Below are 12,810 nucleotides of genomic sequence, written 5' to 3'. Positions count from 1 at the left end.
TATGTTAGGTTTAAAATTACCAACAGATCCACGTTGGGTAAATATCGTTGAAAAAAATATTGAAGATATTTTAACTGATCACGCTTACTGTGAGCAAAAAGCGACGAGTACTGCAATTTCATTAATTGTTAGTTTTCCCGAATATACGGAGTTGGTCCAAGAGATGGTTGCTCTTGTTAAAGAAGAAATTAGCCATTTTAAAATGGTTCATGATAAAATTATAGCACATGGTTGGACTTTAGGTAGAGACCGTAAAGACGACTATGTGATTCAATTATTAAAATTCTTTCCTAAAGGTGGAAGCAGAACCACACAATTAGTACATCGTTTATTATATGCAGCGTTAATAGAAGCTAGAAGCTGTGAGCGTTTCAGATTACTCTCTGAAGAATTAGAAGACAAAGAATTGGCAGAATTCTACAGAAAATTAATGGTAAGTGAAGCCAATCATTACACGATGTTTTTAGGTTTTGCTAGACAATATGGAGATCGCAAAGAGGTCGATGAGAAATGGCAACAACTACTTGAGTACGAGGCAGACATCATGAAAGACCTAAGCAGGAAGGAAACTATTCATGGATAATTTATCGTATATTTAGTTGTAAATCACAGCCATGAAAAAATTCTACTTTACCATTATCTTTTTATGTTTAGGCCTATTAAGTTTTTCTCAAGATGAAGCAGCCCTATTTGGCGATTGGTATTTGCACTATAGGACAGATAATGGAGTAGCTATATATCCACCTCTAACAACTCAAGAAAATTACAACGTTATTTTAAATTTTGGTTTATTGCCTCCCACTGCAGATGAACCATTTACAGTAGAAAGCTTTGGTCCAATCACTAATACTTTTGAAGGTAAATTTAATGTTGAAAATGGCTCAATGGAGTTTATAAATATTATTGAGGCTACAAACAATTGTGAAAATCCACCAGAAGTTTGTTCGTATTTTTCTGATTATAATAATACTATTTTATTTGATTCTAACACCTCAGTGGTACTTGATGAATTTATTGTTAGCTATGAAATTACTGGAACAGATGATGATACTGCATTAATTATTACCAATGATTATAGTGGAGACTATGCTGTTTATGGAAGAACAGCACAACCAACAGATATTTTAGGACAATGGTATTTAAATCATATAGAAGTTGATGGCGTAGTTCATCCTAATTATTATAACAATGAAAGTCTCTTTGAACTAGTGATTACCGAGGACATTGGGAACGAACCCTTTTTGGATTTTATTGGTAGTGGAGCTTGTAATTCATATGGAGGTCACATGACGCCTGATGAAAATGATATAACATTTAACTCACTTGACTTTACATTAGATGATTGTGCACTGACTCCAGGTGTAATCTTTGAAAATATATATTTTTCAATACTCAATAGTGGTCAACCACAACCATTTGATTTCCCATATATGATAGGTGGTGAAAATGACAATCAAATATTAACGATTACAAATTCAATGACAGGAGATAAAGCTATATATGGCAGGAATGAAAACACTGAAATCCTAACAAAAAATTGGTATTTATCTAGAATTGAAATTCCTGGAAACCCTACAATTGAAATACCAATTACTGAAAGTCCATCATTAACACTAACAAACGATATTAATCCAATCACCTTTAGAAACAGGGCTTCTGGTGAAGGTGAATGCAATGCTTTTATGAGTGATTATGAAGTCACTTTAAATAATGGCAATAGTATACAATTGGTAGATTTTTCGCCAACATTAGGCTTTTGTGAATCTGATTACGAAAGTGAATATTTTAATATTATTGGCTTTCCTCCAAACAATTTCTCTGAATTCGAAATCATTAATAATGGTACTATTTTAAATGTCACAGATTTATTAGGTGCTCGATTAGTGTTTGGAGACCAACCCTTATCTATTTCTGAAAATGAGTTGAGTTCATCGATAATAGCACTAAAGAATAATCCTGTAACTTCGGTCATAAATCTAACTGTAAACCAATCTGAAAGTGAAATAAATTATAAGATCTATTCTTTGGATGGAAAATTAATCAAGAAAGCAGAGCTCAATTCAGAATCAATCTATGTTGATGATTTAAACTCTGGATTATATGTTATTCGATTCTACAATAATTTCAATCAGATTCAAACATTGAAATTCATTAAACAATAAAAAAAGCCTCAATTAAAACTGAGGCTTTTAAATATCTATTTTTAATCCGGTTTTAGATTTTTATACCAAAGCCAAACTGGAATGTTGTATTCTGCGCTTCAACCGTTGTTAAGTCTTCATCAAGAATATTAGTTAAACCGTAATGTACACGAGCATCAATAAACAATTCGTCAGTAATCATATACTCTACTCCACCAACACCTGAGAAAGTAAAGGTTGCAAATCCATCAAGATTCTCCCAAGTTTTTAAACTAATCATAGGACCAGCACCAACTGTGAATTTATTACCAATAGCGAAACGTGCCATAATTGGTAATTGAATATAATCAGCTCTTAATTCTTCAGCTTTACCACCTTCGGCAGAATACTGCAATTCGGCTAAAATTGAAAAAGTATCGCTAACACCATAATCAACAAAACCTGCAAAAGCGAAACCATTTCTGTGTTGGTTTACAAAAGTTGCATTTGGATCAAAATCTAAATTCGAAATATTTACTGCTCCTCTAACACCATAGCTGGTACCTTGAGCAAAAGATAGTGTGGTAACACTAACAAATAATAATGTAAGGATAAGTGATTTCATATTCATAATATTTTGTTTTAAATAGACTCAACCGTTTTAATTGAGTTTTTTCAAAATGATGTCATATAAAATAACATAGATTTGAGACTGCTAATATATAATGAAAATTGAAATTAAGAAATAAATAATGGATGTCATGTCAAAAAAGAGGTCAAACAACCTTATTTTTAAAGGTTTACACTAGAGACTGTTCCAAAATAAACACTTTTAATTATTCCATCTGAAAGTCCAATTTTAGGTACATACACATCTTTTGCTCCACTCCATTTCATAGCAGAAAGGTATATTCTTGTAGCTGGGATAATAACATCTGCTCTATCTTGATTTAGCTCTAATTCGGTAATTCGCTCTTCATAGGAATAGGTTTGCAACTTATTATAGTAGGTCGTTAAATAAAAGTACGTCAGTGGTTTACCTATGGCTTTCCCAGAGATTTTAAAGATTTTATTGATGTTACCACCAGAACCAATTAAATCAATGGTATGATATCCTTTAGTATTGGTTTTAATCCACTCTTCTAATTCAAGCCAAGTTTCTTTTTTTACAATATCATTCAGAAGTCTTACAGTGCCTATTCTAAATGATTTTGATGCAATTGTTTTTCCGTGGTGAATCACTGAAAATTCAGTACTACCACCACCAACATCAACATATAAATAGGTTTTATCTTCTTTAATATAAGAATGTAAATCTGTTGCAGCAATAATAGCAGCCTCTTCTTCACCATCAATAATATCAATTTCAATTTTAGCTTTTTTAGCTATCAGTTTAACAACCTCTTTACCATTATCAGCTTCGCGCATTGCTGATGTTGCACACGCTTTATACTTTACGATTTTGTGAGACTGCATCAACAATTTAAAAGCGGTCATGGTATCAAGCATGCGTTGTATATTATCTTCAGAAATTGCGCCATTCAAAAACACATCAGCTCCAAGTCGAATTGGAACTCGCACTAAGGAGGTCTTTTTGAATTTTGTAGGTTGACCTTTTTGTTCTATGATACTTGAAACCAAAAGTCTTACAGCATTTGAACCAATATCAATCGCTGCATATTTTTTTATATTTAACATGCTATGAATTCAGTTTTTCTTTAAAATAATCATAAAGTGCAAATTGTGCTCTAACTTTAGGATTGTCATTTCTACGGTATTCATTACTTTGAGATTCATCAATCACTCTTGCTTTTACGTTATCACTCCAGCAAATATCGAAAATATTTAGCAACTCTTCTTTTAAATCATCTTGATAAATCGGACAACTAACTTCTACTCTATTTTCAATATTTCTAGTCATCCAATCTGCCGAAGAAATATATACTTTAGTATCATCATTATTGCAAAAGACATATAATCTAGTATGCTCTAAAAATTTATCGATAATACTTATTACTTCAATATTCTCGCTCATTCCTTTAACTCCAGGGACCAAACAACAAATACCTCTTACAATCATTTGAATTTTAACACCTGCTCTACTAGCCTCATATAACTTATCAATCATACTATAACTAGAAATACTATTAAGTTTTAGTTTAATAAATGCAGGCTTACCTTGTTTGACATTATTAATTTCAGTGTCGATTAATGCAAAAAGTTTAGATTTTGTATAATGAGGAGAGGTGATAATGTGCTTATACCTATAAATTAAATAATTAGTTTGAAGGAAATTAAACACTTTGTTGACATCCTTTAATAGTTTAGAATTTGAAGTAAATAATACGAAATCGGTATAGATTTTAGCTGTAGATTCGTTAAAATTTCCAGTACTAATAAATCCGTAACGCTTTAATTTGTGATCTTCTTCTCGTTCAATTACACACATTTTGCTATGTACTTTCAAACCTGCAATACCAAACAGAAGGTTGACGCCTTCCGATTGCATTTGTTCAGCGTAATCAATATTTGCCTGTTCATCAAATCTGGCGCGTAATTCAATGACTACCGTTACTTTTTTTCCGTTTTTTGCTGCATTTATCAACGAACTCGCAACGTGCGAGATTTGTGCTAACCTATATATCGTGATTTTAATAGTCTTAACTTTTGGATCTAGAGCAGCTTCTCTTAAAAATTTCACGACATAAGAAAAGGTTTGATAAGGTGTATGAAGTAAATAGTCTTTTTGCGATATAGAGGTAAAAATACTACTTTGAAGACTCAAACCTTTTATTTGCAATGGCTGAATCTTATTATATAAAAGATCCGTTCGACCTAAACTTGGAAAGTCCATATAATCTCTTCTATTGTGATATCTACCTCCAGGAATGACACTATCTTTAGAATCGATCCCCATTTTAGACATTAAATACTCTAAAGTTTCTTCATCTATAGTTTTATCATAAACAAATCTTACAGGTTCTCCAATTTGTCGATCTTTTACACTATCTGAAATTTTCTCAATAAAACTCTTACTTAAATCACTGTCAAAATCAAGTTCACCATCTCTAGTAATCTTAATCATGTGTGCAGAAATAGATTTATAATTGAAAATATTAAAAATATCATTTAAACAATAGCGCAATAAGTCATCTAAAATAATAATGTAATTATCATCTCCTTTTTTCGGCAATACAACAAAACGATCGATAGTTTTTGGGATCTCAATTAAAGCAAATTGTTTTTCCTCATTATTTAAAACCATTTTAACGGCCAAATATGCTGCACTATCCTTTAATAAAGGAATTTCAATTAAATCATTTAGTATAATTGTGACTAAGGCTGGACTTACATGTTCGATGAAATACTCTTTAATAAATTTATGTTGAGACTCATCAATATGCATTTCATTAATAATAAAGATGCTTTCATTTTCAAGTGCTTTTTGAATTTTGCTTAGAATTTGTAGACTATAGCTTTGTTGTTTGATGACTATTTTAGTTATAATTTCTAATAAGTCTCCGGCTTTAACACCACCTAATTCGCTTTTCCCACCTTTACCAGCTTCATCTATTCGTTTTACAGTTGCATATCGAACTTTAAAAAACTCATCTAGATTATTTGAAAAAATCCCTAAAAATCGCAATCGTTCTATCAGAGGTACACTTTCATCTTCTGCTTCTTGTAAAACTCTTTCATTAAACTGAAGCCAACTTAATTCTCTATTAATGTATTTATTTTTGTCTTTAACCATTATTTTAAATCTCTTGGAAAAATTGTAAGTTTTGTTATCCCTTTTTTTATGTTCTGCCACGAGGTGACATCAAAATGTATAACCACTAAACCACTTGTTGGTAGGTTATCAATAAATTGGTCTCCAAATATATTGCAAATAGATGTGAAAGCATGGTTATGTCCAAAAATCATAACCTTTTCATAATGATCATCGATATTAGTTATAAAATTTATCACATTTTCTCCTCCAAAATCATATAATTCGTCCTTTATATGTAAGATTTTATCCTCAAAATTGAGTGTTTTCATAAAAATCTTACAGGTTGACAACGCTCTATTAGCAAAACTTGAAAAAATAATATCTGGAGCAAAAGATGCACTTTGAAATGATTTTGCAACCAGTTCTGCATCCCTAAAACCTCTCTTATTTAGTGGTCTTTCATCATCATTAACATCATATTCCCATGATGATTTTGCATGTCTAATTAGTACTAATTGTTTCATATCTACTCGATGAAGTGTAATATTTTATCGATAAAATGTTGCATATTTCCGTTTTAACGATTATTTTCGTCCCTTTAACATATTAATTTGTTAACCATTGTGGTTATCATTTGATTTGTTAAGATTAAATATAATGTTTATGACCCCAAATCAAAAATATATTAATAAATCCATTTACGTGGTATGTCATACCACCGTACTTCCCTCAAAACATATTGGACGTTTAATTAAGTATCATCACATACTTGGCTAAAGTTCTATTTGTACAACAGTATTTTAAACATCGCTAAGCGAATATAAAATTTGAATTAAATTTTAAACTATGAAATTAATAGCAACCTTAATTATAGCATGTCTTGCTGTGACATTGTCTAAAACAGATAAAAACGCAGCGACCTCTAACGATTGTAGTGCCCAACTTATTGTTGAAAAAGATAGAAGCTTTAAATCAGCCGATGAAGAAGGTGCCCAATTTATATTAGTACTTACTAATAGTTCTAGTGATACAAAGACATTCAATTTGTCTTCCAAACAACTAACAGAACCTTGTCATAATAATAAATCACAATACAATAGAAGTACTGGTTCTAGTAATTCTGTATTAGATGTTTCTATTCAAAATAATAGTTTAAATAGAAATAATGCTAATTCTTCCCCTCAATTAGATATCACATTAAATAGTGGTGAATCTTATAAATTCATTGTTAACGTAAAGGTTCCTAAAGGAACACCTTTTAATACATGGTGTTGTATTGAGGTTGAAGCTAAGTCTTCAGATTGTAAATCATTGTCTGAAACAAAAACACTAAGTGTATTTGTTGTAGACCCTTCAGAAGAATAATATTTATTATTTAAAATAAGATTAAAGAATCGTTTTAAAGAGAAACTCGATGAGAAATAAATTACAATTTCAAAAAAGAAATGCCAAAAATATAGCTAAACTATTGTTTGCTATATCATTTCTATTTTCTATTAATACTCTTTTTGGACAACAAGTTATTGTTAATAAAGATATAGTAGTAAACCCAACTGTTTGTAATCAATTTGATGTCACTTTGGAAATTATAGGTAAACCGCCTAAAAGTCCGCAAGAAGTTGTATTAGTTATTGATAGATCAGGAAGTATGGATGATGGTCCTGTACCAGAACCTATTGACTATGCAAAAGATGCAGCAATAGAATTTGTTAATAATTTCTTTTTACCTGCTAACAATCCAACGGGTTTAAATAAGGTTGCAGTAGTAAGTTTTAGTGATTCCGCTACATTAGACATTGGTTTAACTGGTAGTATTGGTCAAGCTGCAATTACAACGGTAATTAACCTGATAACTACAGGAGGTTATACTAATACTCAAGCTGGTATTATAGCTGCAGATAATGAACTTACTAATAATGGTACATTCGACTGTGCTACATCTAGAAGTATTATTTTACTTTCCGATGGAGTCGCTACAAAAAGAAATGGCACAAGTTCTACATGTAGCTCAACAACTTCTAATACTGCATGTCAAACAGCAGCAATAAGTGCTGGTGTTAATGCACAAACTACAAATGTTAGTGGAGACGTATATAATCAAAGTGTTTTTACTATTGGTTTAATAGGAGCTATTAGTGGAACTGAAGAAACAATTGCTTTAAACACCCTAAATGGAATACAGAATGCTGGTGCATTTTCAACTGAAAACAATGCTGATTTAACCTCTATTTATGATGCTATTTTAGGTCAATTAGTTCCTGCGGCAACGCAGTTACCTGGTCAAGCCCTTGTTTCTGATACCATTGCTGCCGGTTTTACAATTGTACCTGGAACTATCGATCCAAGCAAAGGAACTACAACTTACAGTGGTCAACTTTTATCATGGTTTGTTGCAGATGTATTTGAAGAAACGATTACATTAGAATATACAATTGTCCCAACTGACTCATCAGTCTGTGGACCTCAAACCTCTGGAAATACAGTTATTAATTATGAAAACGCTATGTGTCAAACGACCGCATTAGTGTTTGATAATCCAGAATTTTGTGTGCCTTGTCCAGAATTAACACCTAGTGTAACAAGAGTTGGATGTACAAATTCAATAGATTATTCAGCTACATTAGATCAAAATGGATGTGTTTCTACAGGAGATACATTTTTCTGGGAATTTCGTTTAAACGGAGACTTAATTGGTATATCTGGTGATCTTACTGGAACATTCGCATATACAGGACCGAATGATTTTGTTGGCAATTTTACTGCTGAATTGACATACACTGGTACTTTTGGAACTACATGTTCCTTGCCTAGTATTGATGCACAGGTAGGAATAAATTTACCTGATATCCTTGAAGCGACAGCATCCATAACAGATGTTCTTTGTTACGATGATGCTACTGGAGCAATTGACATTACTGTAATTGGTGGTACTCCGCCTTATACTTATTTATGGAATAATGGAGAAGTTAGCCAAGATTTATCTGGTATAACAGCCGGAAATTATTCTGTTACAATAACGGATTCATCAGGTTGTAATGTAATTATTAGTGATAATGAAGTAACCCAACCAACTGAATTAACTGCAAGTGTAACGTCTACATCTAATGCGGACTGTACTGGAAATACTACAGGAGAAATAATTGTTGAAGCTTCAGGTGGTGTTCCTCCTTATTCGTATTCAATTAATGGTGGAACTAACTATCAAGCAACTGGTACATTTGCTAACCTGGGTCAAGGTACATATACAATTGATATTCTTGATGACAATGGTTGTACTACTTCTGTAAACAATATTACTATTAATAACGATGATACTGAAAATCCTGAAATCACTGCTCCAGATGACTATACTTTAGAGGGTTGTAGTGTTTCAGCAATTACTGGTTTAACCTATAACGAAACAACGACAACAATTACATTAGCTCAACTTGAAAATGCTTTAAATGGAAATGGAACAGCTTCGGATTTAGATGGAACTATAGCTACAATCACATATGCTGATGTGAGTTCTGGATCTTGTACTATAATAGTTACTAGAACTTTTACAGTTACTGATGCTTGTGGTAATTCTGATACAGACACACAAACTATAACTATTGAAGATACTACAGCTCCTAATTTAATCATTCCTCCTAATAAAAACAGAGAGTGTACTGAAAACACGAACCCTTCTTCCACTGGTACTGCTACAGCTACTGATACTTGTGGAACAACTACTGTAACATATTCAGATAGTTCTGTATCTGCTTGTGGAAATACTGAAACTATTACTAGAACATGGACAGCAACTGATGCTTGTGGAAACGCTGTATCTCTAAATCAAACGATAACAGTTGTGGATACAACTGACCCTGTTTTAACGGTTCCTGCTGATGCTACTGTAGAATGTACTCAAAGTACTAACCCTTCTGCCACTGGAACTGCTACTGCGACTGATACTTGTGGAACAACTACTGTGACGTTTACTGATAGTGCTGTTGCTGCCTGTGGTAATACAGAAATAATTACTAGAACTTGGACGGCAACTGATGCATGTGGAAACGCTGCGTCTGATACACAAACCATAACAGTTGAAGATAATACAGATCCTGTGTTAACGGTTCCTGCGGATGCTACTGTGGAATGTACTCAAAGTACGGACCCTTCTACTACTGGAACGGCTACTGCGACTGATACTTGTGGAACAACAACAGTAACATTTACTGATAGTGCTGTTGCAGCTTGTGGTAATACCGAAACTATTACTAGAACATGGACTGCTACTGATGCATGTGGAAACGCTGCGTCTGATACACAAACCATAACAGTTGAAGATAATACAGATCCTGTGTTAACGGTTCCTGCTGATGCTACTGTGGAATGTACTCAAAGTACGGACCCTTCTGCTACTGGAACGGCTACTGCCACTGATACTTGTGGAACAACTACAGTGACGTTTACTGATAGTGCTGTTGCTGCTTGTGGTAATACTGAAACTATTACTAGAACTTGGACGGCAACTGATGCATGTGGAAATTCTGTTTCTGATACACAAACGATTTCTGTTGAAGATAATACTAATCCTGTGTTAACGGTTCCTGCTGATGCTACTGTGGAATGTACTCAAAGTACGGACCCTTCTGCTACTGGAACGGCTACTGCGACTGATACTTGTGGAACAACTACTGTGACGTTTACTGATAGTGCTGTTGCATCTTGTGGTAATACTCAAACTATTACTAGAACTTGGACTGCTACTGATGCATGTGGAAATTCTGTTTCTGATACACAAACGATTTCTGTTGAAGACACTACTGATCCTGTGTTAACGGTTCCTGCTGATGCTACTGTGGAATGTACTCAAAGTACTGACCCTTCTGCTACTGGAACGGCTACTGCGACTGATACTTGTGGAACAACAACAGTAACATTTACTGATAGTGCTGTTGCAGCATGTGGTAGTTCTCAAACTATTACGAGAACATGGACTGCTACTGATGCATGTGGAAATTCTGTTTCTGATACACAAACGATTTCTGTTGAAGATACTACTGATCCTGTGTTAACGGTTCCTGCTGATGCTACTGTGGAATGTACTCAAAGTACGGACCCTTCTGCTACTGGAACGGCTACTGCGACTGATACTTGTGGAACAACAACTGTAACATTTACTGATAGTGCTGTTGCTGCTTGTGGAAATACTGAAACTATTACGAGAACATGGACTGCTACTGATGCATGTGGAAACTCTGTGTCTGACACACAAACGATTTCTGTTGAAGATACAACTCCACCTACATTAACAATTCCACCAAATAAAAACAGAGAATGTACTGAAAATACAAATCCTCCATTTACTGGAACCGCTACTGCGACTGATACTTGTGGAACTACTACTGTGACTTTTACGGATAACTCAGTTAGCAATTGTGGTAATACTCAAACTATTACTAGAACATGGACGGCAACTGATGCATGTGGAAATTCTGTTTCTGATACACAAATTATTACTGTTGAAGATCATACTAATCCTGTATTAACGGTTCCTGCTGATGCTACTGTGGAATGTACTCAAAGTACGGACCCTTCTGCTACTGGAACGGCTACTGCTAATGATACCTGTGGAACAACTACTGTGACGTTTACTGATAGTGCTGTTGCTGCTTGTGGTAATACCCAAACTATTACAAGAACTTGGACTGCCACTGATGAATGTGGAAACTCTATTTCTGATACACAAATCATTACCGTTGAAGATACTACTGATCCTGTGTTAACGGTTCCTGCTGATGCTACTGTGGAATGTACTCAAAGTACGGACCCTTCTGCTACTGGAACGGCTACTGCGACTGATACTTGTGGAACAACAACAGTAACATTTACTGATAGTGCTGTTGCAGCTTGTGGTAATACTCAAACTATTACTAGAACATGGACTGCTACTGATGCATGTGGAAATTCTGTTTCTGATATACAAACCATTTCTGTTGAAGACACTACTGATCCTGTGTTAACGGTTCCTGCGGATGCTACTGTGGAATGTACCCAAAGTACGGAACCTTCAGCTACAGGAACGGCTACTGCTACCGATACATGTGGTACAGCTACGGTAACATTTACTGATAGTGCTGTTGCAGCTTGTGGTAATACTCAAACTATTACTAGAACTTGGACTGCTACTGATGCATGTGGAAACTCGGTATCTGATACACAAACGATTTCCGTTGAAGATAATATAGCACCTAATTTATCCGCTTGTACAATAGAAAATACTGTATTAGAATGTTCTGATACAAATAATGAAACACTTGCCGATGCCTGGAATTTAGCAAATATTGCTGCGATTGAAGCTTGTGCTACAGATTCTTGTGATGATGACCTAACTGGCCAAGTGACTTCTAACTATGATTTTAATAATTTAAATACAACTTGTGGTCCTTGTGGAACTATAAATGTAATCTATACCATAACTGATGATTGTGGAAATTCTTCGTCTCTTACAGCAACACTTACTTTTGATGATGGAACAATTCCTGATTTATCTAATTGTTCTGTTACTGACCAGGCTATTGAGTGTTCTGGTACTGATAATCAAACTTTAGCTAACGATTGGAATGCAGCTAATATTACTGCTCTTGAAAATTGTGCTGATGATCTTGGTGTTACTGTAACTTCTAATTATGACTTTAACAACTTAAGTTCTACCTGTGGTCAAGGTGGTACAATTGCCGTTGTTTATACTATTACTGATGATTGTGGAAACGCAACAACTTTAAATGCAACATTAACTTTAGAAGATACTACACCTCCTAACCTTGATAACTGTTCTGTTACTGACCAGGCTATTGAGTGTTCTGGTACTGATAACGAAACTTTAGCTAACGATTGGAATGCTGCGAACATTGCTGCATTAGAATCGTGTGGTGCTGATACTTGTGATACTGACTTTAATGGTCAGGTAACTTCTGATTATGCGTTTAATAATCTAGTATCAAC

The 12,810-nt window shown here is 34.0% G+C and carries 8 protein-coding genes; 4 read left to right on the top strand and 4 right to left on the bottom strand.

The window, feature by feature from the left end; all coding sequences use genetic code 11:
* The first annotated feature begins 1 nt into the window (after window position 1).
* Window positions 2-583, top strand: a complete 582-nt coding sequence (locus tag VOI25_RS09465; RefSeq protein ID WP_323788823.1) for a tRNA-(ms[2]io[6]A)-hydroxylase — start codon at window positions 2-4, stop codon at window positions 581-583.
* A gap of 31 nt (window positions 584-614) precedes the next feature.
* Window positions 615-2,162 (top strand): T9SS type A sorting domain-containing protein, encoded by a 1,548-nt coding sequence (locus VOI25_RS09460; RefSeq protein WP_323788822.1) that lies wholly within the window; start codon window positions 615-617, stop codon window positions 2,160-2,162.
* A gap of 52 nt (window positions 2,163-2,214) precedes the next feature.
* Here the strand turns inward: VOI25_RS09460 and VOI25_RS09455 are convergent, their stop codons facing one another.
* The 4 genes from VOI25_RS09455 to VOI25_RS09440 form a co-directional block, all read right to left on the bottom strand.
* Window positions 2,215-2,745, bottom strand: a complete 531-nt coding sequence (locus VOI25_RS09455; RefSeq protein WP_323788821.1) for a porin family protein — start codon at window positions 2,743-2,745, stop codon at window positions 2,215-2,217.
* A gap of 167 nt (window positions 2,746-2,912) precedes the next feature.
* Window positions 2,913-3,818 carry an exopolyphosphatase gene (locus VOI25_RS09450; protein WP_323788820.1) on the bottom strand — a complete coding sequence of 302 codons (906 nt, stop codon included), beginning with the start codon at window positions 3,816-3,818 and terminating at the stop codon, window positions 2,913-2,915.
* A gap of 1 nt (window position 3,819) precedes the next feature.
* The gene (gene ppk1 / locus VOI25_RS09445; protein WP_323788819.1) at window positions 3,820-5,874 is read right to left on the bottom strand and encodes a polyphosphate kinase 1; all 2,055 of its coding nucleotides are present in this window, start codon (window positions 5,872-5,874) and stop codon (window positions 3,820-3,822) included.
* Window positions 5,874-6,359, bottom strand: a complete 486-nt coding sequence (locus VOI25_RS09440) for a SixA phosphatase family protein (RefSeq protein ID WP_323788818.1) — start codon at window positions 6,357-6,359, stop codon at window positions 5,874-5,876. The genes ppk1 and VOI25_RS09440 overlap by 1 nt, the downstream gene beginning before the upstream one ends.
* Window positions 6,360-6,681: 322 nt before the next feature.
* On the opposite strand from VOI25_RS09440, the gene VOI25_RS09435 reads away from it, so the two are divergent.
* Both VOI25_RS09435 and VOI25_RS09430 read left to right on the top strand, forming a co-directional pair.
* Window positions 6,682-7,200, top strand: a complete 519-nt coding sequence (locus tag VOI25_RS09435; RefSeq protein ID WP_323788817.1) for a hypothetical protein — start codon at window positions 6,682-6,684, stop codon at window positions 7,198-7,200.
* A gap of 49 nt (window positions 7,201-7,249) precedes the next feature.
* On the top strand, window positions 7,250-12,810 hold a 5,561-nt coding region (locus VOI25_RS09430), incomplete at its 3' end, for a VWA domain-containing protein (RefSeq protein ID WP_323788816.1).

This window comes from Psychroserpens sp. (assembly GCF_034670085.1).
Lineage (GTDB): Bacteria > Bacteroidota > Bacteroidia > Flavobacteriales > Flavobacteriaceae > Psychroserpens.
Note: the sequence above shows the minus strand (reverse complement) of the source record. Positions and strands in the feature narration are given on the sequence as shown.

Coding starts and splice junctions, on each gene's coding strand:
- VOI25_RS09465 (WP_323788823.1), top strand. CDS start 2: ATGTTAGGTTTAAAATTACCAACAGATCCACGTTGGGTAAATATCGTT.
- VOI25_RS09460 (WP_323788822.1), top strand. CDS start 615: ATGAAAAAATTCTACTTTACCATTATCTTTTTATGTTTAGGCCTATTA.
- VOI25_RS09455 (WP_323788821.1), bottom strand. CDS start 2,745: ATGAAATCACTTATCCTTACATTATTATTTGTTAGTGTTACCACACTA.
- VOI25_RS09450 (WP_323788820.1), bottom strand. CDS start 3,818: ATGTTAAATATAAAAAAATATGCAGCGATTGATATTGGTTCAAATGCT.
- ppk1 (WP_323788819.1), bottom strand. CDS start 5,874: ATGGTTAAAGACAAAAATAAATACATTAATAGAGAATTAAGTTGGCTT.
- VOI25_RS09440 (WP_323788818.1), bottom strand. CDS start 6,359: ATGAAACAATTAGTACTAATTAGACATGCAAAATCATCATGGGAATAT.
- VOI25_RS09435 (WP_323788817.1), top strand. CDS start 6,682: ATGAAATTAATAGCAACCTTAATTATAGCATGTCTTGCTGTGACATTG.